This is a genomic window from Pseudomonas lundensis (assembly GCF_015377145.2).
GTDB classification, from domain to species: domain Bacteria; phylum Pseudomonadota; class Gammaproteobacteria; order Pseudomonadales; family Pseudomonadaceae; genus Aquipseudomonas; species Aquipseudomonas lundensis.
Window position 1 is genome coordinate 2,366,681 of the sequence record NZ_CP062158.2, and the last position, 23,383, is coordinate 2,390,063.

The 23,383-nt window shown below is 58.3% G+C and carries 21 protein-coding genes; 15 read left to right on the top strand and 6 right to left on the bottom strand.

The features are described 5' to 3' along the window. Positions 1 to 7 precede the first annotated feature (7 nt). The 3 genes from tssM to IF654_RS11230 are packed head-to-tail and all read left to right on the top strand — an operon-like array spanning position 8 to position 5,282. A complete protein-coding gene (gene tssM / locus IF654_RS11220) occupies positions 8 to 3,541 on the top strand; it encodes a type VI secretion system membrane subunit TssM (RefSeq protein WP_194862471.1) in 3,534 nt (1,177 codons plus the stop codon). After that, a complete protein-coding gene (locus IF654_RS11225) occupies positions 3,541 to 4,269 on the top strand; it encodes a PP2C family protein-serine/threonine phosphatase (protein ID WP_047274735.1) in 729 nt (242 codons plus the stop codon). Before tssM ends, IF654_RS11225 begins: the two co-directional genes overlap by 1 nt. Beyond that, complete coding sequence (locus tag IF654_RS11230) at positions 4,266 to 5,282, top strand: serine/threonine-protein kinase (RefSeq protein WP_047283372.1); 1,017 nt, start codon at positions 4,266 to 4,268, stop codon at positions 5,280 to 5,282. The genes IF654_RS11225 and IF654_RS11230 overlap by 4 nt, the downstream gene beginning before the upstream one ends. Here IF654_RS11230 and IF654_RS11235 read toward each other — a convergent pair. Both IF654_RS11235 and IF654_RS11240 read right to left on the bottom strand, forming a co-directional pair. Next, the gene (locus tag IF654_RS11235) at positions 5,264 to 6,001 is read right to left on the bottom strand and encodes a hypothetical protein (RefSeq protein ID WP_070413483.1); all 738 of its coding nucleotides are present in this window, start codon (positions 5,999 to 6,001) and stop codon (positions 5,264 to 5,266) included. The two genes, IF654_RS11230 and IF654_RS11235, sit on opposite strands and share 19 nt — an antisense overlap. A gap of 70 nt (positions 6,002 to 6,071) precedes the next feature. Continuing rightward, positions 6,072 to 6,929, bottom strand: a complete 858-nt coding sequence (locus tag IF654_RS11240; protein ID WP_230683789.1) for a helix-turn-helix domain-containing protein — start codon at positions 6,927 to 6,929, stop codon at positions 6,072 to 6,074. Between the two features lie 121 nt (positions 6,930 to 7,050). Between IF654_RS11240 and IF654_RS11245 the strand changes: the two genes are divergently transcribed. From IF654_RS11245 to IF654_RS11285, 9 genes are all read left to right on the top strand, one after another. Then, complete coding sequence (locus IF654_RS11245; RefSeq protein ID WP_047274731.1) at positions 7,051 to 7,377, top strand: DUF2834 domain-containing protein; 327 nt, start codon at positions 7,051 to 7,053, stop codon at positions 7,375 to 7,377. A gap of 83 nt (positions 7,378 to 7,460) precedes the next feature. Continuing rightward, complete coding sequence (locus IF654_RS11250) at positions 7,461 to 8,462, top strand: GlxA family transcriptional regulator (RefSeq protein ID WP_047276979.1); 1,002 nt, start codon at positions 7,461 to 7,463, stop codon at positions 8,460 to 8,462. Positions 8,463 to 8,728: 266 nt separating this feature from the next. Then, positions 8,729 to 9,412, top strand: a complete 684-nt coding sequence (locus tag IF654_RS11255; RefSeq protein WP_047274729.1) for a CsgG/HfaB family protein — start codon at positions 8,729 to 8,731, stop codon at positions 9,410 to 9,412. A gap of 27 nt (positions 9,413 to 9,439) precedes the next feature. Beyond that, positions 9,440 to 9,799 carry a DUF4810 domain-containing protein gene (locus tag IF654_RS11260; protein ID WP_047274728.1) on the top strand — a complete coding sequence of 120 codons (360 nt, stop codon included), beginning with the start codon at positions 9,440 to 9,442 and terminating at the stop codon, positions 9,797 to 9,799. Then, positions 9,796 to 10,452, top strand: a complete 657-nt coding sequence (locus tag IF654_RS11265) for a DUF799 domain-containing protein (RefSeq protein WP_047274727.1) — start codon at positions 9,796 to 9,798, stop codon at positions 10,450 to 10,452. Before IF654_RS11260 ends, IF654_RS11265 begins: the two co-directional genes overlap by 4 nt. Before the next feature lie 682 nt (positions 10,453 to 11,134). Continuing rightward, positions 11,135 to 11,653 (top strand): Hcp family type VI secretion system effector, encoded by a 519-nt coding sequence (locus tag IF654_RS11270; protein ID WP_047274726.1) that lies wholly within the window; start codon positions 11,135 to 11,137, stop codon positions 11,651 to 11,653. Positions 11,654 to 11,736: 83 nt separating this feature from the next. Then, positions 11,737 to 13,788 (top strand): type VI secretion system Vgr family protein, encoded by a 2,052-nt coding sequence (locus IF654_RS11275; RefSeq protein ID WP_194862469.1) that lies wholly within the window; start codon positions 11,737 to 11,739, stop codon positions 13,786 to 13,788. Then, entirely contained in the window at positions 13,785 to 14,618 is an 834-nt protein-coding gene (locus tag IF654_RS11280) for a DUF4123 domain-containing protein (protein WP_047274725.1), read from the top strand. Before IF654_RS11275 ends, IF654_RS11280 begins: the two co-directional genes overlap by 4 nt. A gap of 19 nt (positions 14,619 to 14,637) precedes the next feature. Continuing rightward, positions 14,638 to 17,166: a LysM peptidoglycan-binding domain-containing protein gene (locus IF654_RS11285; protein ID WP_194862468.1), complete on the top strand. Its 2,529-nt coding sequence runs from the start codon at positions 14,638 to 14,640 to the stop codon at positions 17,164 to 17,166. A 50-nt stretch (positions 17,167 to 17,216) separates the two neighbouring features. On the opposite strand, the gene IF654_RS11290 is transcribed toward IF654_RS11285, so the two are convergent. From IF654_RS11290 to IF654_RS11305, 4 genes are all read right to left on the bottom strand, one after another. Next, positions 17,217 to 18,218 (bottom strand): formylglycine-generating enzyme family protein, encoded by a 1,002-nt coding sequence (locus IF654_RS11290; RefSeq protein ID WP_230683790.1) that lies wholly within the window; start codon positions 18,216 to 18,218, stop codon positions 17,217 to 17,219. A 60-nt stretch (positions 18,219 to 18,278) separates the two neighbouring features. After that, on the bottom strand, positions 18,279 to 19,280 hold the full coding sequence (locus IF654_RS11295) for a formylglycine-generating enzyme family protein (RefSeq protein WP_194862467.1): 1,002 nt from the start codon (positions 19,278 to 19,280) through the stop codon (positions 18,279 to 18,281). A 324-nt stretch (positions 19,281 to 19,604) separates the two neighbouring features. Continuing rightward, positions 19,605 to 19,808: a helix-turn-helix domain-containing protein gene (locus IF654_RS11300; RefSeq protein WP_194862466.1), complete on the bottom strand. Its 204-nt coding sequence runs from the start codon at positions 19,806 to 19,808 to the stop codon at positions 19,605 to 19,607. A 230-nt stretch (positions 19,809 to 20,038) separates the two neighbouring features. Continuing rightward, positions 20,039 to 20,899 carry a LysR family transcriptional regulator gene (locus IF654_RS11305; RefSeq protein ID WP_083333699.1) on the bottom strand — a complete coding sequence of 287 codons (861 nt, stop codon included), beginning with the start codon at positions 20,897 to 20,899 and terminating at the stop codon, positions 20,039 to 20,041. A 109-nt stretch (positions 20,900 to 21,008) separates the two neighbouring features. Here IF654_RS11305 and IF654_RS11310 point away from each other — a divergent pair, with 109 nt between their 5' ends. Genes IF654_RS11310 through IF654_RS11320 form a run of 3 tightly spaced genes read left to right on the top strand, consistent with a single transcriptional unit; the run spans position 21,009 to position 23,344 of the window. Next, positions 21,009 to 21,668 (top strand): ankyrin repeat domain-containing protein, encoded by a 660-nt coding sequence (locus tag IF654_RS11310; protein ID WP_194862465.1) that lies wholly within the window; start codon positions 21,009 to 21,011, stop codon positions 21,666 to 21,668. Between the two features lie 19 nt (positions 21,669 to 21,687). After that, on the top strand, positions 21,688 to 22,149 hold the full coding sequence (locus tag IF654_RS11315) for a nucleoside deaminase (RefSeq protein WP_194862464.1): 462 nt from the start codon (positions 21,688 to 21,690) through the stop codon (positions 22,147 to 22,149). Continuing rightward, the gene (locus IF654_RS11320) at positions 22,136 to 23,344 is read left to right on the top strand and encodes a CynX/NimT family MFS transporter (RefSeq protein WP_194862463.1); all 1,209 of its coding nucleotides are present in this window, start codon (positions 22,136 to 22,138) and stop codon (positions 23,342 to 23,344) included. The genes IF654_RS11315 and IF654_RS11320 overlap by 14 nt, the downstream gene beginning before the upstream one ends. Positions 23,345 to 23,383: the final 39 nt, after the last annotated feature.

The window sequence follows — 23,383 nt, forward strand, 5'->3', positions numbered from 1 at the left end:
ACGTGTGATGAAAAATTTTGTCAAAAATATCGGCGCATTCTTGTGCAAGACCTGGGTCTGGACCCTGCTCCTGCTGCTGTTCGCCGCGCTGTTGGTGTGGTTTGTCGGGCCGCTGTTGGCCGTCAACGATTACAAGTTCTGGGAAAGCCCGATTTCGCGTTTGCTGACCATCAGCGGGCTGATCCTGATGTGGGGCCTGTTCATGGTCTATGCCAACTGGCGGGCCGGGGTGCGCAAGCAGGCCTTAGAGGACAGTACCGACGGTCAGGAACGGCTGCGTCAGACCGAGAAGGCCGAGCAAGAGCGCAAGGCGCTCAGAGAGCGCTTCAAGGACGCCCTCAACACGCTTAAAACCTCCAGCGTCTATCGTGGGCGCAGCGAACGTTGGCGCAATGATTTGCCGTGGTACTTGCTGATCGGCCCCCAGGGCAGCGGTAAAACCAGTTTGCTGGCGTACTCGGGGTTGGAATTTCCGATCAACACGCTGGAGCGCAAACTGACCCGTGACACCCAGGGCACCCCACTGTGCGACTGGTACTTTGCCGATCACGGCGTCCTGATCGACACCGCCGGGCGCTACACGGCCCAGCCGGATGCCGAAGTGGATGGCGGCGGCTGGAAGACCTTGCTCGGCCTGCTGCGGCAACGTCGTCGCAACCGCCCCCTGAACGGTGTGTTGGTCACTATTGAGGTGCAGGACCTGATGGAGGGCACCGCTGAGACGGTGGAAGCACTGGCACGCCTGGTGCGTGCCCGGTTGCAGGACATCCATCAACAGTTGCACGCGAATGTGCCGGTGTATCTGGTGCTGAGCAAGGCCGATCAATTGCTCGGTTTCGACGCCTTTTTCGACCAGTTGAGCCGTGAAGAAAGCGATCAGGTGCTTGGCACCACGCTGCGTAAAGACCAGAGCGGGACCGACGCAACGGTCCTGCGCGCCGAGTTCGAAGAACTCCTGCGTCGCCTGAACAGCCAGGTCATCATGCGCATGCATCAGGAGCGTGACCCTCAACGTCGGGCGCGAATCCTCGACTTCCCGCACCAACTGGGGCAAATCGGCACTAACCTGTGCGCGTTTGTGGACATCGCCTTCAACGGCAACCGTTATCACCGCGTCAGCCAACTGCGCGGGTTCTACCTGACCAGTGCCCCGCACGCGTCCCCGGTTCAGACCTCGGCCGCCACTGCCGATCATGACGAACATCTGGACAACCTGGGCGTTGATGGGTTGCCCGGTATGCACCGCGGGCGCGCCTCCTTTATCCACCACCTGTTCAGCCGGGTGATTTTCCCGGAAGCGGATCTGGCGGGGCTCGACAAGCGCGAGCGGCGACGCATTCATTGGGGCCAGCGGGCATTGTATGTGGGTGCGCTGGCGGCACTGGCGTTGTTTGGCGTGCTCTGGGCAGGCGGTTTTTCGGCCAACTCTGAGCGTCTTGAACGGGTGCGTGCCCTGGCTCAGGAGTGGGTGCAGCAACGCACGGCCCTGACGGCCAACCTGGATGCGCGGGCGGTGCTCAAGCCGCTGGACACGTTATACGCGGCCACCCAGGTATTCCCGACACCCGGCCAGGCGTCGTACCTGGAGCGCGGCGGCCTGTATCAGGGCGAAGCCACTAACCCGGTGGTCACCACGGCGTATGATCAGCAGCTTGAAAAGCAGCTGTTGCCGCACGTGGCCACACTGCTTGAAGGGCAGATCCGGAGCAATCTGAAAAACCGTGAACGCCTGCTCAATAGCCTGCGCGCTTACCTGATGCTGAACATGAAAGAGCGTCGGGACACCGCTTGGCTGAAAGAGTGGGTGGCCGCCGACTGGTCGGTGCGTTATGCAGGCAATGCCGAGGTGCAGAACGGCCTGAACACGCACTTTGAACGTTTGCTCAAGCAGCCGTTCGCGTACACGCTCGACGATCAGTTGGTGGCGCAGGCGCGTCAGGTGCTGCGCAGCGAATCGCTGGCCAACGTGGTGTATCGGATGTTGCGCGAGCAGGCGCGCAGCTTGCCCGAGTACCGCCTGAGCCAACACCTGGGGCCGCAAGGCAATCTGTTTCTCGGCACGGAGTATGTGATCCCGGGTTTCTACACCCAAAGCGGCTATCAGCAGTATTTCTCGGTACAAAGCACCACGCTGGTGACCGATATCCTAGAAGACAATTGGGTGCTGGGCGAAGGCCCCGGTATGAGCGGGATGGACTTGCGTCGTCTGATGGTGGAGCTGGAGCAGCTGTATTTCCGCGACTACGCCAACTATTGGGGAGAAGCGGTCGGTCGGGTGGCCTTGCAGCCCATCAATGATGCTGCGCAAGGGGCTGAACTACTGGCCGGTTTGACCTCAGCCAATTCGCCCATGCTGCAACTGTTGGTCGAAGTGCGCGATAACACCCGCTTCCAGGCCATCGCCGACGGTCTGGAGGCGGCGGGCGAAGCCACAGAAGCGCTGGCGCATAGAACCGGCAAGGCAGGCAAGGCGCTCCAGGCGGTGGCCGGTAAAGCGTCGCAGGCGGTGGCGGCCAAACTGCCCGACACCGCCAAAAAGTCACTGCAGCGCCGCTTTGAACCGTTGCACCGCTTGCTTGATGACAATAACGGCCCTGCGGCTGATTTGACCCCAGCCCTTCAGGCGCTCAATGACGTGCAGTTGCAACTGACCAGCCTGGCCCGGGCCAGTGCGCCGCAACAAGCCGCCTACGAGATGACCAAAGTGCGCATGGGTGGCCAGCGCGATGCGTTGAGCAGCTTGCGCACGGCCTCGACACGCTTGCCGCGCCCGGTGGGTGCATGGTTGAACGTGCTGGCTGAAGACACGTGGCGGTTGTTGCTCGACGATACCTATGACTACCTGAACCAGCGTTATCAAAGCGAGTTGTACAGCTATTACGGCAAAGCCATCAGCAAGCGCTACCCGTTCTATGCCCACAGCACCAGCGATGTGGCCCTGAGCGATTTCCGTGATTTCTTCAAGGCCCAGGGGATTGCCGACAAGTTTTTCGACAACTACCTGCGCGCCTTCGTCAGTGGCGATCCGGGCAATTACCGGCTGCGCAGTGTGGATGGTCACAGCGTGCCGATTTCGAAGGCCTATCTGGACCAAATGGGCTCGGCACAGGTGATTCGCCAGAGTTTCTTCGCTGAGAACCCGGCCGAGCCGCGTGTGCAGTTCAAGCTGGAGCCTTACACGCTGGACGCCGCCGTCAGCCGCTCGGCGTTTACCTTTGGCGACAAGGTGATTGAATACCGCCACGGCCCGATTGTGCCGGTGGCCTTCACATGGCCCACCGATACAGCCGACGGCAGGACCAGCCTGGTGCTGGACAAAATGGTCGGGCGCCCGGTGGGCATCGAAAAAAATACCGGAGCGTGGTCGCTGTTCCGCCTGTTTGACTTGATGCAAACCGAGTCACTGAGCGGGCGTGACGTGTTGGTGCTCAAAGCTGATCTCGGCGGGTTGCGGGCCAACTACCTGTTGACCACTGCGCGTGCGCCGAACCCGTTCGACATGGGGGTTATCCGCACCTTCCGTATGCCGGTGCAGCTCTGATGCGCCCGACCGGGCTCTGGCACAGCGCTGCGCGCACTGACCCCGGCAAGGTACGGGCGCGCAACGAGGATGCGTTTCTGGAGTGTCCGCAACACGGCTTATGGGTAGTGGCCGATGGCATGGGCGGGCATCAGGGCGGCGATATTGCCAGCCAGTTGATCGTTGCCAGCCTGGCGGATTTGCCGGTGGAGGTGGATTTCGACGCACGTCTGAAAAACGTTCGTCAGTGCCTGCACTGGCTCAACCGTCGACTGGGCCAGGAACTGACCGTGACCGCCGGGCGTTCCGACAGCATCATGGGCAGCACGGTGGTGGCGGTGTTGATGGAAGGCAACCGCGCCGCGTGTGTCTGGGCGGGGGACAGTCGGTGCTACTTATGGCGAGGCCAACGCTTGTACCAGCTGTCGAGGGACCATTCCCTGCAGCAGCAATTGATCGATGAGCAGCAAATGAGTGCCGAGCAGGCCAAGGCGCATCCCTCAGCCCATGCACTGACCCGTGCAGTGGGCGCCAGTGAGCAGTTGACGCTGGATGTCCTGGAGCTGGAAACCTGTCCGGATGATGCCTTTTTGTTGTGCAGCGACGGTTTGTATCAAAGTTTGAGCACCGATGCCCTTGGCCACGCGCTGAATTTGCCCGCGCCGCAGTTGGCGCTGGAGCGTTTGTTTGCCGGGGCGCTGCGCGGCGAGGCGCGGGACAACCTGACCGCCGTGGTGATTCGCCAATGATCGAGCCCGATGCCTCAACCGATGATCTGCTGGAAATGGCCGAGCAGGCCCCTAACCTGACGTACTTCGCCTTTGCCAAGAATGCGGTGCGCCAACCCGCACCGGCCCCCACGCAGGCCAGTGTCGGCCAACTGCCGCAGGTGCTTGCCGGTCGCTATCAACTCGAAGGCTTGCTGGGCGCTGGCGGCATGGGGACGGTGTACCGGGCGCGGGATCTGCTGCATGAACAGTACGGCGAACCGTCGCCGTATGTGGCCATCAAGGTGCTAGGTGAAGACGTAGCCGCGGCCCCGGATGCCAGCGCGTTGCTGTACAGCGAATTTGCACTGACGCGACATGTGCGCCATGACAACGTGCTTCGGCTGTACACCTTCGAGGTCGATCAGGACAGTCAGTTGGCTTTTATCAGCATGGAGCTGATGCGCGGGCTGACGCTGGACAAATTGCTGTGCGAGCGCCCCGGTGGGTTGCCGTGGAACCAATTGCGGGAGATCGCCTTGCCACTGCTGGACGCGTTGGTCTGCGCCCATGGTCGCGGGGTCCTGCACGGCGACATCAAGCCCAGCAATGTGATGCTCTGTGACGAGGGAGTCCGCCTGTTCGATTTTGGCCTCGGACAGAGCGAGGAGGGCGTGCTCGACGGTTTGCCGCAGTTGAGCCGCAGCCGTTTCAATGCCTGGACGCCGGGTTATGCGGCGCCTGAGTTGCTGGACGGGCAGCCGTTGACCTCGCGCGCCGATCTGTTCGCCGTGGCTTGCGTGCTGTATGAGCTGGCCGAAGGCAAGCACCCGTTTCAGCGTGTGCCGTCAAATCTGGCGCAGGCGCAAGGCTTGCACTTAAGTCTGCGCGCGCCTCGTCATCTGCCTTGGTATTGCTGGCCTGCCTTGCGGGCTGCGCTCAGCTTCGACCCGCAGGCGCGCAGCATCACGGCGCACCAGTTGCGCCAGGCGTGGCATTCCCGGTGGGCCGGGGCGCGGCACTGGCTGGGGCATGTTCAGGTGCGCCGGGGTTGAGTGTCGTCAGCCACGTCGTCCGGGGCGGTTGCCGGGTCGGTTGCTGAAGGCATGTGTGCAGCGTGTTCCAGCTCAATGCATGCACGCTGCAGGTAGCGGCGAATGCGGCTGTCACGGGTTTGTGTGACGCGAAAACCGTCGAGCCCCAACGAGAGCACGAAGGTCAAACCCAGCGCGGTGGCGATGTATTCCAGCGCTTGAGTCGACCAGCCCGGTGTTTTTTGCAGGTAGGCGCTGAGCAGGCTGACCAGAATCGACACCATGATCACCGTCGTAAAGTGCTGATTGATCAAAAACGGTTTGGGCGGCGGGCCAAGGGTTTGCGAATAGTCGCTGATCGCTTGCAGGGTACGCGGGCTATGGCCCATCGCGATGACCCGTTGAAAAAACAGCGCATACGCCAGGTAATCGCAGCGCTCAGACATCCGTTGCCGGGCAATGCCGTACTGTTCGTACTCCTGCGGGTAGAGCCGCCCCAACAGCCGGTCCAGCGTCCTGAAAAACACCATCATGCAGAGTGCGACCCCTGTGACGCAGGCAATGGGCCACAGCGGGTTTGCCCACACAAACAGCGTGCCGGACAAGGCAATGAGCAAACCGGCGGCGACCAGGGTCGGCCACACCGCACGCCAGCGACCCTGCAACCGCAGTTGGGCATAGTTGAAAATCCGATTGCTTTGAATGTAGGCCTGCTCAATCTGCAACCACTGTTTGTGCATGCTGAGTCTCCTTATCGGTCCAGAACATGGTTTGCCCCGAATGTGCGGCTGGCTGGCCAACGGTTCCCACTCAAACAGGGTGGGCATCCAGGGGTTGGTCCCAAAAAACCGGGGTGGGGCTGAAGGTGCTGCCAGCCTCGGCATAGGCTTCGGACATGACGCTCCAGGTATGGGCATCGGCCGGTATCAGGTGTTCGATCCGCAGTGAAGTCACCGTGATATCCAGGGGCATGCCAAAGGTTGTAAACGTGGACATGAAGTTCAGCAGCCCCCGGTGTGAGTTAACCCGCGTCATGATCAAGGGCGGCGGTTCACTGTTCAACGGCTGAGCAGCGGGCGGTGCAGGCCATTGCGCCAGTAAGCGCGCCAGCGCCGGATTCTCCAACGCTTCGCGCGCGGCCCTTTGCCAGGCCACGTGCCGGATCTCTTCGGCGTTAGCCAGGCAATCACCCAGGCCGCCGGGTTGCAAGAGCGTGCTGAGCAGGTTCAACCCCTGCGCCGCGCCAGGGTCCAGTCCCGCCAGGCCAAACAACACGAAGGTACTGGTATTGGCGGCCAGTACGTCCCATTGGCTGCCCAATACGATTGCCGGCGCAGGGTTGTTGGCCTGCAGCACATGGCTGATTGCTTCCCGAATGGCCGTCATCGAAGGGGATGCCAGGGGCGTCGCTTCATAGCGCGGCGCATAACCGGCCGCTAAAAATAAAGCGTTGCAGCGTTCCAGAGGCACCTGCAAGGCCATCAGTAGATGGTGCAACGTGGCGGGGCCGGGTCGGGCGCGTCCCGTTTCAATGCAACTCAGATGACGTTGAGACATCCCGGTGATCAGGGCCAGTTCCATTTGACTCAGGCGCGCCTGTTTGCGCAGCTGGCGCAGTTGGGTGCCTGCCTGTTCGCAGGTTGATCGAGGAAACGGATGCTGGCTCATGCAGGCACTCTGGCAGGGCAAACGGGGGGCGTCCATGACCTCAGAGGTCATTGCTCAAGGGCAGACGTTATCACTAACGTCAGACCGGTAGACACCCTCTGACGCCTCACGGACCGACATCATGAAAAAACCTTGTTTCGCCTTGATCGTGCTGGTGCTGTTCACGCTGTACACGGCATTTACCCTGTGGCATGCAGACCAGTCCCTGCTGGAGTTTGGCCTGCAACTGATGTCCAGCCCTGACACCGCCCAGGTCGTCATCGACTTGTACGTGATGGCTGGCCTTGCCTGTGTGTGGATGTACCGGGATGCACGTACCCGGGGTCAATCGATGGCGTCCCTGTGGCCGTACTTTTTGCTCACGGCGCTATTCGTGTCCGCCGGGCCGCTGCTGTACGTGGTGGTCAAGGGTTTTTCACGGTCTTCACCTAAACCCACAGCGCGTTGAAGGGGAAGGGGGGGGTAGCCCATGGCATCGACACGCGCAGTGGGGTATATAAGCCAGCTCCCCCCCACGATCGAGCCTGCTTGATGCAAAGACGTCAGTTCAGCGGTGGCATGAAAAAAAACAATCTGCACGCCTCTGCGGGCTCCACAGATACCCCGGTTCGCGCCGGTTTCTTGTTGCTGGAGCACTTTTCGCTGCCCGCCTTTACCCAGGCCCTGGATGCGCTGGTGACCGCCAACTTGCTGCGCGCCGGGTTGTTTTCCTCGCGCACCTTCGGTTTGGACGACGCACAAGTGCTGAGCGATCTGGGGCTGGTAATTCGTCCGGATGCGGTGTTTGAAAAGGGCTGCCTTGATGGCCTGGACATACTGTTTGTGTGCGGGGGCTACAGAACCGAACTGAAGGCCAGTGAACAACTGGTTGAATTGCTGCGTGCCGCCGGCCAGACCGGCATGACCCTGGCGGGACTGTGGAACGGGGCCTGGTTTCTGGGCAGCGCCGGCTTGCTGCAAGGCTATCGCTGCGCCATCCACCCCGAGCATCGACCCGCGTTGGCGGAGATGGCCCGCTCGGCACAGGTCACCAGCGAGCCTTTTGTCATTGATCGCGACCGGTTGACTGCCTCAAGCCCTGCGGGGGCGTTTCAGATGGCGCTGGAGTGGATTAAAGCACTGCACGACAAGGCGCTGGTCGAAGGCATCGAGGACATTCTGGCGTTTGAAGCGTCGCGCTACCGGCGTATCAAACCGGCCGAAAACATCTGCGTCAGCGCACCTTTGCGTGAAGTGATCACGTTGATGGATGCCAACCTGGAAGAGCCGCTGGCCCTTGAGCAGTTGGCGACCTACGCCGCCAGGTCGCGCCGCCAGTTGGAGCGCCTGTTCAAGGAGCAATTGGGCACCACCCCGCAGCGTTATTACCTGGAGTTGCGCCTCACAGAGGCACGGCGTCTGCTGCAGCACACCGAGCTGTCACAAGTGGAAGTCCTGGTGGCATGCGGCTTTGTGTCACCCAGCCATTTCAGCAAATGCTACAGCGCCTTTTTTGGCTACAGACCTTCCAGGGAAGTCCGGCGGGTTAAATGAGGTTTGACAGATTGCTGCGCCGGGCAGGGCGGCGGCATTCGTTGTACCGGTCAGGTGGTTTTGGTATCTTCCGCGACCTTTCTGCGCGTAAGCCCTGACACAGGGCAGGTGTGCAGAGCGCCGTCTTTCTTCACACGCTCACATTCCCGACAACACGCTTTGAGCGTTGCACGGGCCTGTGCCTGCTGTGTAGCACAGGCGCGCGCGGCATGCCCATGAAGCGTTCGATTGCATGTAACACCCCGTTTTCCTTAAAGGAGTATTCAGTGAAAACAGTCGTTAAAACCTTGTTGGCCAGCACCGTCGTGGTGGGTTTCTTCGCATTGGCCGGTTGCGCCACGGAAAGCTCGCGCGCACTACCGATTGAAAAAGTGGCCAGCGCTAACGTGGCCTATCAAGGCGTACGTGTCCCCATTGCTGTTGGCAAGTTCGATAACCGTTCCAGCTACATGCGCGGCATCTTTTCCGATGGGGTTGATCGTTTGGGCGGCCAGGCCAAGACCATCCTGATCACCCATTTGCAACAGACCAACCGCTTCAGCGTGCTGGACCGCGACAACATGGGCGAAATCTCCCAGGAAGCGGCGATCAAGGGCCAGGCGCAAAAACTCAAAGGCGCTGATTACGTGGTCACCGGTGACGTCACCGAATTCGGCCGTAAAGAGACGGGTGACCGTCAACTGTTCGGTCTGTTGGGCCGCGGCAAAACACAGGTGGCCTACGCCAAGGTCAACCTGAACATCGTCAACATCAACACCTCGGAAGTCGTGTATTCCACGCAAGGTGCGGGTGAATACGCACTGTCCAACCGCGAAATCATCGGGTTTGGTGGCACTGCCAGCTACGACTCGACGCTCAATGGCAAGGTGCTGGATCTGGCGATGCGCGAAGCGATCAATCACCTGGTAGACGGCATCAATGCCGGTGCCTGGAATCCGCGCAACCACTGATCACGGCACTCAAGGAGCAGTACAAGGATGAGCAAGGCAGTCAAGTTGTCGCTGGTGCTGGCAGGACTCGGGCTACTGGCCGGGTGTCAACCGGCCCCCAAGCCTCTCTATCAGTGGGAGAGCTATCAGCCGCAGGTGTACGAGTATTTCAAAGGTGAGCCCAAGGAGGCGCAAATCGAGGCACTGGAGCGCGATCTGCAAAAGATCAATGCCAGCGGCCGTTCCGCGCCACCGGGGTACCACGCCCATTTGGGCATGCTTTACCTGTCGATGGGCAAGGATGATCAGATGGTTCAGCAGTTTCGCACCGAGAAAGCCCTGTTCCCGGAGTCGGGGCCTTACATGGACTTTTTATTGAAGAACGCTAAAGCCGGAGATGCCAAATGATGCCGCGTTTTATGGCGCTGTCGGCGGCGTTTCTGAGCTTGGCCTTGCTCGGTGGGTGCGCCGCGCCCAAGACCATCGACTACGCCGCGTTCAAGCAAAGCCGTCCGAAAAGCATTCTGGTGCTGCCGCCCATCAATGAGTCGCCGGAAGTCCAGGCCTCGTACAGCCTGGTGTCCCAAGTGACTTACCCGCTGGCCGAAGCCGGTTACTACGTGTTGCCCATTGCGCTGGTGGATGAAACCTTCCGCCAGAACGGCCTGACCACTGCCAATGATATTCAGGCTGTGGCTCCGGCCAAGTTGCAGCAAATCTTTGGCGCGGACGCCGGTTTGTACATCACCATCACCGAATACGGCACGCAGTACATGCTGATCTCCAGTGATACAGCTGTGACAGCCACAGCCAAGCTGGTGGATCTGAAAACGGGCACCACCCTGTGGACCGGTGTGGCACGCGCTTCCAGCGAGGAGGGCAACAGCAACGCGGGCGGGATTGTGGGCATGTTGATCACCGCGGCGGTCAAGCAGGTCATCAACAGCTCCACCGATGCAGCGCATCCGATTGCCGGAGTAGCCAGTGCCCGCTTGCTCTCGGCCGGCCAGCGCACCGGCATCCTCTACGGGCCACGCTCGCCCAAGTACGGTTCGGACTGACCCGTACCGCGTCGGTGGCAGGCTTGCGTGCCACCGACGCGGGAACGGCCCGCCCTTGAACCGGGGTTTATTGGGCCACCGCTGACATCAGCAACGTGCGAATCTGCCCGGTCATCGCACTTTGGTGCCTTGTTCCAATATCCCTACGCCCCTGCACAGGCAGCTCTTGGAACATGGGTTCCCTGCACGTGCCGTGACGGCTAACAAAAAGTGCGGTTGATTGTTTTAGGTCGTCACAATGATCTTATATGTCTATGTGATTTTTCCTACGCTTTGCATCAACTAACAGGCGCATTAATTGTGTGGCCCCGAGACGGATTTAAACAACTTTATAAAAGTAATGGGGCGCTGATAAACGCCCCTGTTTCAGATCGTGGTTTTTGGTCGACTGCGCAACTTCTTGCGCAATGAAATGTGAATAAACCTGTGGATACATCGCTGTATCTCTCGATTTAAAGAGCGTGCTGACAAGTGCGCAACTTCTTGCACAGCACTGCGCAAGAAGTTGCGCACTTTGTGGCTGTTTTTTATTCTTATTGCCCTTGTATTTATTAAGTGATTTAGCTAACTGATTGATATTTATAAGTTAGGAAAAAGTTGGCATGAAGATTGATTGCCTACTTGTTGCCCGGCAAGCGATTTTGCCTGTCGGCATTCATTTTTTTAAACAAGGAAAGTATCAATGGCTACTCCAGCGTATATGTCCGTGACGGGCACTAAACAAGGTCTTATCACTGCCGGTGCATTCACCGCGGATTCAGTCGGCAACACCTACCAGGAAGGTCATGAAGACCAGGTCATGGTTCAGGGCTTCAACCACGAAGTGATCATCCCTCGCGACCCGCAATCGGGCCAACCGACCGGCCAGCGCGTTCACAAGCCGGTGAAGATCACCAAGGTGTTCGACAAGTCGTCGCCGCTGCTGCTGGCCGCGCTGACCTCGGGTGAGCGTCTGACCGAGATCACGATCCAGTGGTACCGCACTTCCGCTGCGGGCACGCAAGAGCATTACTTCACCACCAAACTTGAAGACGCCATCATCGTCGACATCAAGGACTACATGCACAACTGCCAGGACCCGTCGAACTCGCACTTCACGCACTTGGAAGACGTGGAATTCACTTACCGAAAAATCACCTGGACCCATGAAGTATCGGGTACTTCCGGTTCCGATGACTGGCGTACGCCAGTCGCTGGTTAACGCTGGCCGATGAATGAAATACCCCGGTCACTGAGTGGCCGGGGTGTTGCATGACATCCACGTCCAAACGTAAGGAAAAACATATGTTCGCGCCCGCCAACACTGCGCATTTCACGTTGTTGATCCCCTATGTTCCCAATGACTTCAAGGTGCTTGCCTTTGATGGACTTGAAGCGATCAGTGTGTTGTATGCGATCCAGGTGGAGTTGGTCAGTGAGCGCTCTGATTTTGATGTGGAGCGTTTGCTCAGCCAGCCTGCATTTCTTCAGTTCGGCCTCAAAGGTGAGGGTATTCATGGCCGTATTGAAGAGGTGCGAGTGGGTGAATCCGGTAAGCGATTGACGCGTTACTCCCTGACGCTGGTGCCTGCACTGTATTACTTGCAGTACAGCTTTAACCAACGCATCTTCCAGCACCTTACGGTGCCGCAGATTATCGAACAGGTGCTCAAAGGGAATGGCATTCAAGCCCATGCTTATACATTTCATGTGAGCAAAAGCCCTGAACGCGACTATTGCACGCAATACGGTGAAAGCGATTTCGATTTCATCCAGCGATTGTGCAGTGAAGACGGGATTTCCTGGCATCACCAACACAGTGCGCAGGACCACCTGTTGGTGTTCACCGAAGACCAGACTTTTTTTCCAACACTCGGGACGACTCCCTACCAGCAAAACAGCGGGCAGGTGGCCGACTCTCCGGTTGTCAGCCACTTTTCCCTGCGTTTGAGCTCCCGCACTACCACCGTCACACGCCGAAGTTACGACTTCAAACGGCCCAGTGCATTGCTGCAGAGCCACTTCACGGCCGAGTTCACCCCTGCGCTGGAGGACTACAGCTCGCCCGCACCTCTGGACAATGAGCAGCAGGGGCGACAGATCGCCCGGCACGCGTTGGAACGCCATCGTGCCGATTACACACTGGCGCAGGGGCAGAGTGACCAGCCCACCTTGCGTAGCGGTCACTTTTTCAACCTGAGCGACCATCCCCGCAAGCGTTACAACGATTTGTGGTTATTGCTGAAGGTTCATCACGTTGGCAAACAGCCACAAGTGCTGGAAGAGGCGATGAACAGCGACGTGACGTCGGACGATGCGTTCACCCAAGGCTACTGCAATACCTTTAGCGCGATTCCGTGGGATGTGTTTTACCGACCTGCACTGGTGAAGCGTCCAACGGTCGTGGCGAGCCAGACCGCCCGTGTCACCGGGCCTGCTGGCGAAGAAATATTTTGCGACGAGTATGGGCGCGTCAAGGTGGAGTTCCATTGGGACCGTGCCGAACGGGGAAACGACAAGAGCAGTTGCTGGCTCCGGGTGTCGTCGAGCTGGGCAGGGCAAGGATACGGCGCGGTGACCGTCCCGCGGGTCGGCATGGAAGTGGTCGTGACCTACCTGGAAGGCAACCCCGACAACCCCCTGATTACCGGCTGCGTACCCAACAAGGTCACCCGTGTGCCTTACCCGTTGCCTGCGCATAACACTAAAACCGTGTTGCGCAGTGCCAGCTCGCCGGCCAGTGGCGGCTTCAACGAGCTGTCGATTGAAGATCGAAGCGGCCAGGAGCTGATTTATGTTCGCGCACAGCGCGACATGGAGCAGCGGGTCGAGAACGACAGCCGACTGGAGGTTGGCAACGAGCGCCGCGAAACCATCAAGGGCAATAGCGTTGCCGTGCTCGAAGCGCAAGAGCAGCGCACGGTCACGGCCGACCGCAAGGTCCAGCTCAAGGCCAACGATTATTTACAGGTCGCGAGCAGCAGCCATACCCGTGTCGGGCAAACGGTCGTGATTGAGGCCGGTCAACAAGTCCACCTCAAGGCCGGGGCCCACCTGATTCTGGATGCAGGGGCCAGCATCACGTTGAAAGGTGGGGGGCAACACCTCGTGATTGGTCCGGGAGGGATTTTCAGCAGCACCGACATTCAGCTCGGCGGCACACCTGTGAGCGGGACTGCTGCGGCACCGGTGCTGCCAGGGATGCTTGAAGGCGTGTCGGTACCTTCGGCACTGGCGCTGCCGGACCTGGCCTTTTACCAACTGCAAGCCTTCGCGGGCGCGCTGTTGCCTTTACCGGGCTGTGCGCTCGACGCATCGGGCAACTGCCCCATCCACCAACAGGGGCAGACAGCATGATCACTTCGATTGCCTCGCCTTTTCAGGCGACTGTGGCGCCGGGAATGGTGTGCGTGATTCTGGATGCCAGTTTCGACCCGGCCCTGCCAGAACAGCTCGAACAGCGCATGGGCCATGGCCTGGAGCGCTGTGTGCCGTTGTTTGACACAACGCCCTATGTCGGCCTGCAATCCGCCGGGCCGTTCGCCGTGCTGTGCGCGCTGAACGGGGCATTGTTGGCCTATGCCAGTGCGTTACTGGCGCGGGTCGATGCCGGGTGTGTGTTCTATCTGAAGCATGAACAACAGGTCGATCTGGCGGTAGAGCACTGGCGCAGTCTGTTGACCGTCAGCAGCGAAGACACCCCGGCCCGGCTGATGCGTTTTTATGATCCGCGCTGGTTGGAACCGTTGCTGCGAAGCCTCAACGACGTTGAGCGTGCGCAGTTTATGGGGCCGCTCACCGATATCGCCTGGCGCAACGAGCTGGGCTGGCGTCACCTGTCCCTTCCCCAGCCTGAGGCCGAAGTTCACAGGCTCCCACCTGGCTGGCTGCACCTGAGCGCTGAGCGTCAGCGCCTGATGCAACAGCGCCGGCTGCACCTGTTCGCCGTTCGATTGGCCCGCGATTATCAGACCGTACTCACGATGCCTGAGCCAGAGACGTTCGTGTATCGGCAACTGCACGGCGCCCGACATGCCGGCTACCTGCAACTGGCCGACCTGGAGCGTTGGTTGAGGCTGGCTCTGCGTCAGGGTGATGGCTTCTGGAGTCGCGTCCCTTTTAGCGAATTACTGGCGCGTGAAGACCTGAGCCTTGGCGACAAACTCAATGCGCTAGAGCGCCTCTGATATACAAGGACAACCACAGATGAGCACGACGTACATCGTTAAATACGGCGATACATTGAGCGAGATTGCCCAGCAGCTCGGGGTCAAGATGGCAGACCTGCAAGCCCTTAACCCGTTTATTGCGGACCCGGACTTTCTCAGGGAAGGGTGGGCGTTGAGGCTCCCGGATACGCCTTCTCAACCGTCACTGCCGCCACCCGTGCATGACGAGAGCGCCACCTGCATCGCACTCATGGGGCAAACCGAGTGCGATGAAGAGCTGGTGGAAGTGGTGCACATCACAGGGGATCCTTACTTTTATGTACTGACTGAAACACAGTGCAAAGCGTTGAAACAAGAAACCACCAAGGTTCAGGCCCTGATGGATGAACTGCATCAGAACCTGGCGAACAGCCTGCCCGTGACGCAGTGTAAAAAGCCGCAGGCACCGAGTGCCGAATGCACCTGCACGCGCTGCGTGAAAGACGTGTGGAGCGCCAAGGCACAATTGGCCGGTTTGCTGATGCGTGAGCCCGTCCCTCAGGCAAACAACGCCGCACCGCTGACCTCCGAGAACGATCTGGAAGGCGAACTGGCGACGTTACAGAAGGCCCGTGACTGGTATCAGAACTATTGGCCAACCAGGGCCTTGCATACGCGGGTTGAAAGCAACTGGGAGACATTGCGGGCGAAAAAAATCCAGGCGCTCGACCAGCAGATCAGCAAACTGCTTGCCCAACGGGCAACGCAGCCAACGGCCGTACCGGCTTCAGGCGCGTTCAATTCCTTCACCGCCGCCAGCTCAGACAGCGAGACGAATGCGAACGACGCTGCCCCTGACTTGAAGCATGGCAGGGGGCGCAGCAGCAGGCGTGAAGGTGGCATACAGAGCAGAACGGGGATACTCGTCCTGGAAATCAGTGTGTTTGGCGATCCTGCCCGGCGTTACTACATCCCTTATCGGCTGATCACCGCATGGCATGTTCGAGTGTCGACCCGTGTCATGGCAGGAAAACCGTTCAACAAGCAGTTGGCCAAAGACTTGATAAAAGACATCAAAGAAGCCATCAGCGATGGCCGCAAGGCAGGGCCGCTGGGCAACCTTGAACTCAAGATCGGACTGTGGAACAGCCAGACCGACAACTTGCTCAACGCCTTGCACAAAGAGGTGGCATGGACGACCGATCAGAGCGGTGCCATGCCCTATGCCGTCTCTGCGGAGGCCCACGCCCTGAGATTTGCTGCCAGTGCGAGCGCTGGCGTCAATAGCTGGGAGCCCGAGGAAGGCAATATTGATGTCGGCGTCAAAGGCAGCGCCGCGTTCTCGCTGGGAGAAGGGTCTGTGTCGTTCGACAGGTATTTCCCTGATAAAGGTGGCTACGTTGCCACCATGGCCTACCGCAATGCGTTGGGCGAAGAAGTCCTTCACCCGATGGGCGTGTTTCGCCTGGGCGGCAAGTTGGAACTGTCGTGTTTTGTCGGCGCCAAGTCACAGGTCGAAACGGGGGTCAACATCCAGTACAAACCGAGCGAAACACCGGCAGGCGCTACCGCGCTGTTAGGGCCTCCGACCATGGAGGTCGGGCGCAGTGGTTACGTCGGTGTCAAATGCGATGCCTTTGCCGGTGCTCAGACCGGAGGTGCCTTGAGTGGGTTTTTTGAATGGATTGAACCTGACGAAGGGGGCAAATCGATTAGAGATCCGGCGAGAGGCAATTGGGTCAAATTGGCCGAGGTGAAGGGGGAAGGGAATATTGCGGTGGGGGCGGGCATCGCTGGTGAATTTGGTATCAGTATCTCGAATGATCGGTTGGCGTTTAATTGCAAGGGTTCACTGGTTTTTGGACCCGGTGCCGGAGGCGGGTTTGGCACCGTGGTGGAACTGGATCAAGTCGGCAAGTTAGCATTGCTGTTTTGTAATGCGTTGGCAGATATGGATTACAGGTATCTTATTGGGGTGACAGAGGAGGCTTTCAGTTATATGGCTTCAGGGCTTTACAGGGTAGCAACTTCTCCCATCAAAATGACACGTAAAGCGTTTGAGGATAAACATTCTGAGATGACGTTATGGTGGAGGGAGAGAAAAGCCACGAGATTTGAAGCTGACGCACTCGCAGATTACTTAATTGCGCATAAGACAGATAAAACCATGCTGGTTCGCGGCCAGAAGGTTCCTTTGAGTATATTGCCACCGGAAACCATTGGCCCAATGGTCTACCTTCTTACCGAAGGCGTTATCGCCAAAGGAATTGGTAGTTTCAATGAAAAGCAGGAGCAGGCCTTGGTCATTCTTCTATCGGAGGTGCTTCGCTGGCGACAATTCATCAAAGTGCTGGAACATTGTTCGCGCGATGCGACAAAGGTCAATGCCATGAGCAGTCTGGAGCGTATCAACGCTCTACTTGATGGGTATGAACAAAACGAGTTCAACCGCTTTATTGATAACCTGTCCATGGACCAGACCTATGATAACGCTGCTCGGATGGCCTGGACTCCCAGCAATGCCTGGCGTAAGGAGAAAATATTGGTTGCCGCCCAGCGGAGCGGACGATTTGAAGGTTTGGCTTAAGCTGTAAGGCCAATGAGGGTGCGCTGTAGGCGCCCTCATTGGCCGTCACACTATAGCGGCCGAACGGATTGAATGGCACAGCGGAAACTAAAACCAGGAATATGTCTTTTTTTCACAGGCTCTTCACCCCAGCGTCTTACGGTGCTGGCACTGAGCAGCGGGTCTTCACCGTACCCAGAGCCCCTAAGGACCTTTAGTGTGCCTTTCTCAGGCCCGGTAGGGTTTAGCAACGGGGAAACGCGGTAATAATCTTTGTCGTACCAGTCATTGACCCAGTCAGTGGCATTACCTGCGAGGTTGTAAATTCCCAACGGGTTGGGAACCAAACTATCGACCGGAAAGGTAAGGCGTTTACCTTTACCTGAGACCGGAAAATTCCGTCCATAGCCCAAACTGCCGTTGTCTGTGGCGAACATAACGTATTGACCCCGGTTACGGGCGGCATATTCCCACTGGGCCTCGGTAGGCAGATCCACGGGGTAACCACTTAACATGCCCAGCCAGCCGCAATAGTCCTTGGCTTCTTGCCAGCTTTGGAGCGCTGCAGGTAGGTTTGGTGCATAAATGAGTTCCTTCAGATCTTCTCTTTTGCGATTTTCAAGATCAAACAAGGGTAGACCTTGCGCAATCAAGAACAGATCAAAATCGCCCAAGGTTGTCTGGTATTTGGAGAAGGAGTAACTGCTCAGCTTGACGGGATGAACAAAATCATCATCGCCATGCATGCTTATATTACCCATGCGTTCGGGGTCAACGCCGCAAGGCCAGTCACAAAGGTTTTTAGGATCATCGTCATATGGCCAACCGAAATCCCCCATCTGAAATTCACCACCTTCGACAAACACCATATTGTCCAGAGACTTCACCACGGTATTCAACAGTTGACCGCGAATCTCAGTGGACAGCTTTGGGTAAGTTCGCTCGATGGTTGCTGCTATTTCAGCGACTTTATCGGCTGACAGTTTCTGGCTTTTGGGTAGAACGGAAGTTTGTGCCTGGCAACCCATCAGCATGAGCGATGTAAACAAAGGTAATAGTGTTTTGTTTATCACGGGAATGTCCCTGTTTAGGCGAAGTGTGGGGGCTAAAAATACTGCCTCATTAAGTTCAGGTTAGAGAGGCTGATCGGACTGAATTGCGCATCTAAAGCTGAAGCCAGGGTAATATCCATCTTTCTCCGGCTGATCACTCCACCGCCTGACGGTACTAGAACTAAGCACAGGATCTTCAAGGAACCCTGAGCCCCTGTGAATACGAAGGGTTCCCGTATCGGGGCCGGCAGGATTTATCAACGGAGAAATACGGTAATAGTCTTTGTCGTACCAGTCATTAACCCAGTCGGTGGCATTGCCGGTGAGATTATAGATGCCCAAGGGATTAGGGACAAAACGATCAACGGTAAAAGTACGGCCTATGCCCGGTTCGGGGTAATTGCGCCCATAGTCCAAACTGCCATTGTCAGTGGCAAACATCACGTATTGACCTCGATTACGGGCGGCATATTCCCACTGAGCTTCAGTAGGCAGGTCCACAGGGTAGCCACTCAACTTGCCGAGCCAGCCACAATAGTCTTTGGCTTCCTGCCAACTTTTTATAGGCGTCGGGAGGGTGGGGGAGAAGTATTTCTCCTGTAATTCTTTCCTCTTACGATCTTCTGCATCAAACAACGGTTTGCCCTGAGCGATAAAGAACAGATCGAAATCGCTTAAGGTTGTCTGGTATTTGGATAAGGAGTAACTGCTCAGTTTGACCGGGTGAACGAATTTATTATCGGTCCCCATGCTCAGGGGCCCCATCCGCTCGGGGTCCATACCGCACGGCCAGTCACACATATTGGTGATATCGAAATTATTTGGCCAACCGAAATCCCCCATCTGAAATTCACCGCCTTCGACAAACACCATATTGTCCAGAGACTTCACCACGGTATTCAACAGTTGACCGCGAATCTCAGTGGACAGCTTTGGGTAAGTCCGCTCGATAGTTGCTGCTATTTCAGCGACTTTGTCCGCTGACAGTTTCTGGCTTTGTGGCAGAACGGAAGTCTGTGCCTGGCACCCCATTAGCATGAGCGAGGTAAACAGAGGTAATAACGTTTTGTTTATCACGGGCATGTCCCATAGGCGCCTGGAAATGGGGGCGATCTTAGCATTTATAAGGCGAGGAAGTTATCGTCAAGAGCAGTTTCTTGTCATGCGTACAACGAAGTAATGTATAGGCTATTGATGTGCTTGAATAAAAATTTTGGCCACTTTTTAGATGGTGTGTGAGTGGCCAAGTTGATAATAAGTAATTGTCTGCTTTTCCTGTAAGAATTGCCTTATGTAGTAATGGCCATTCAAGCAATGGGGTCTGCTTTAATACCTTCCTGTGTTTGTTTAAAGAACGGATCTGTTAAGTGTGATTTGGGGTCTTGGCTGTACGTGTCACGATGATTTTTACCGCTTGTTAACCGTGCGTAGCCACTGGGACACGACTTCTAACTCGCTGTCAGTGAAGATTTGGGTCAGTTTGATATTCAACGGGGCCCATTCGGCCATCGCTTGTTGGGCCGCTTCTCGTCCGGCTTCGGTTAACCAGAGCCGGTAGCTGCGTTTATTTGGTTCATCCACCCGGCGAAGAATGAGCCCCGGTTTGGCCATGCGATCGTCAATGTGCTCCGGCTGGCGCACAGTCCGATGGCATGACCTCCAAAACTGTGGCCTGTGGGCAAGCCCGGATAGTGCCCGCTGACCCAGCGAGTGACGGCCTCCACATCGTTACCGGCCCATGAGGTAAAACCCGACGTGACATGCTTGGGGGGTGGCCCTTGCCGGCTGTCGCCGCGGTAGTGGTCAGTGATGACCTTGCTGGTCTGGCCTGTCGCACGTGTTCAACCTGGGTTCGGTGCAAGGGTTTCGCACAGTTCCATCAGTGCTTGCTTTAACAGATTGCCCGCGTGGCTGAGGCCATTCTGGCCGTAGAGTGCCAGAAATACGCCTTGTATATCCGGCAAGCCACTGTGGGCGTCCAGCACCTTATGCTCGGCACTGATGACCCGCACAGGCAGCAGGCTGATGCCCACCCCCGCAGCCACGGCCGCGCACACACTGGCCAGGCTTGCGCTGGAGTAGTGGATGCGCCAGCGCCACCCGGCGACTTCCAGGTGATGCAGCATCTCGTTGCGGTATAAACCGCCGACCGGAAATGCCACCAGCGGCAAGGGATCGCGCCCGAGGGCGGGCATGGCGCGGCTGTCGACCCAGCACATGGGTTCAGGCCAGCACGCCAGGCAATCGACCCCTTGCCCCATCTGCTTGACCAAAAGCAGGTCGAACTCCCCCTCACGGTAAAGCCGCATCAGTTCGGGGCCCAGTCCGCTGGTGACTTCCAGGCGTACGCCCGCATGCTCACGGCCGAACCGCGAAAGGATCGGCATCAGGCGTTCAGCCGCAAAATCTTCCGGCACCCCCAGGCGCAAAACGCCTTCGCTTTTCAGGTTGCACAGCACGTCGCGTGCTTCTTCCTGTAGCGCGAGGATGCGGCGGGCATAGGCCAACAAGCGTTCACCTTCAGGGGTGGCCCTCACGTGGCGCTGTTCGCGGTCCAGCAACGGGCAGCCGAGGGTGTTTTCAAGGCGACGGATTTGCTGGCTGACCGTGGACTGGGTCAGGTGCAGACGTTGGGCGGCCCGGGTGAAATTGGCGCAGTCCACGACCGCCACAAAGCTGCGTAACAGAATCGGATCGAACATCGCTACCGCCATTCACATTGCCACTGGAAGGCATGCTTATATTTAATTTCAGAATGCCAAGTGCGCTGACCATACTGGTTTTCCCTGCGATTGATAAGAGGGCGTGAGCATGCATGTGCAGGCATGTAAATCCGGTTTGTGGGCTGTGGGATTGCTGATGATGGGGGTGGTGATGGCAAATGAGAATGAGCTGTTGGATGCCGTGCGGGACGGTGAGCTGGGCAGGGTGCAGCAACTGATCACAGCGGGTGTTGACCTTCAGGCGGCTACAGAGGATGGCAGCAGCGCGCTCCTGTTGGCCACTCACTCAAACCGGATCGAGATCGCCAGGGCGTTAATCGATGCCGGGGCCAGCGTTAATCAGAAGAACCTGAGCCAGGACAGCCCCTACCTGTTGGCGGGTGCAAGCGGGCATAACGAAATCCTGCAATTGGCGTTGGAGCACGGAGCGGATTTGAAAAGCACCAACCGCTACGGTGGCACCGCGTTGATCCCGGCGTGTGAGCGCGGCCATGTCGAAACGGTGGGCCTGCTGATTGCGGCGGGTGTCGACCTCAACCATGTCAACCGTTTGGGCTGGACCTGTTTGCTCGAAGCCATTGTGCTGTCTGACGGCGGGCCGGCGCATCAGCACATTGTCAGTCAACTGATCGATGCCGGCGCCGACTTGAACCTCCCGGACAAACAAGGCGTCACCCCGTTACACCATGCCCAACAACGCGGCCAGCGCGTTATTGCCCAATTACTGCGTGCCGCGGGCGCGCGCTGACTCAGGTCGAGGTGTTTTCATGCGTGACGATGAGGTGTACCTGCAACGCGCCGTGCAATTGGCCGCTCATAACGTTGCTGCCGGGGGCAGACCGTTTGGCGCCGTGTTGGTTAAAGACGGTTACGTGATTGCCGAAGCGGCCAATGCCATCCACCTCAGTCAGGACCCCACCGCGCACGCCGAGTTGCTGGCAATACGCGCCGCCAGCCAACAACTGGGGCCACACCTTGAGGGGTGTGTGGTCTACGCCAGCGGCCAGCCTTGCCCGATGTGTTTGAGCGCGATGTATTTGTGCGGTGTCTCGCGGGTGGTGTATGCCGCGAGCAATGAACAGGCGCAGCCTTTTGGTTTGTCCACTGCCGGTGTCTATGGGCAGATGGCGTTGCCTTTGTCGGCGCAGGCATTACCGGTTGAGCACCTGGAGCAGCCGGCCATGATCGGCCTTTACCGTGACTGGCAGGCGCGTCATGCAGCGGGATAAAACCGCGTTGCGGGTGCTTGCCCAGTGGGCTTTGCTGATTGTGCTGGGCCTCAATTTGCGCCCGATCCTCAGTTCAGTCAGCCCGCTGTTGATGGAGATTCGCGCAGCCACGGGCATGAGTTTTCAAAGCAGTGCCTGGTTGACCAGCCTGCCTGTGGTTTGCATGGGCTTGGTGGCCCTGCTCGGAACGCGTCTGCACGCCGGTTTGGGCGAGCGCCATGGCGTGGCCCTGGGGCTGGCGATGATCCTCGGGGCTTGCGGCTGGCGTTTCTATGGCCAGCACGCTGAGGTCTTGATCGCCACCGCCTTATTGGGCGGGTTGGGTGTGGCGCTGATTCAAGTATTGGTGCCAGCACTGATCAAGCGTCAATTCCAGCAGCGCGTTTCGCTGGCGTTGGGCGTGTACAGCGCATCGCTGATGGCCGGTGGCGGATTGGCTGCGCTGGTCAGTCCGCTGGTGGCGGGCCACTTCGCGCATTGGCAGAGCGGTCTGGGCATCTGGCTGATTCCGGCAGCGGTGGCGTTGACCTTGTGGTGGCGGCTGCCCTTTGCGCAGACCGACCAGCCCGCAGCCTCGGCGCCAACACGCGTTTGGCGTAAGCGCCGGGCGTGGTGGCTGGCGTTGTATTTCGGTCTGGTGAACTGCGGTTACATGAGCATGGTCGCCTGGTTACCCGCGTATTACCTGGAAATGGACTGGAGCGCGACACGCAGCGGCTCGTTGCTGGCGTTCATGACTATATTCCAGGTCATTGCGGCGTTGGTGATGCCCGCTCTGGCGCACCGCAGCCATGACCGGCGGCCGCTGTTGATGATCAGCCTCGCGGCTCAATTGGCGGGTTATGCCGGGCTGGTGTTGTGGCCGCTGGGGGCGCCGCATCTTTGGGTGGCCTTGATCGGGTTCGGATTGGGGGCCTGTTTTGCATTGAGCCTGATCTTGACCCTCGATCATTGCCGCAAGCCGCACGAAGCCGGGCAACTCGGGGGCTTTGTTCAAGGCGTTGGGTTTCTGATCAATGCGCTTTCGCCCTGGATGACGGGCTGGCTTCGGGAGCTTACGGGGGGATTTGCCAGTGCCTGGTGGGTGCTGGTGATGGCGGTATGTTCGATGATGCTGCTGACACGGCTTTTCAGGCCGGCCAACATCAGCCAAACGGTGTTTGCTGCGCAGCCAACCCTCCAACAACCGACCTGAGGTTGTAAACGAAAGGGGCGAGCAGGGACACGGTACGCG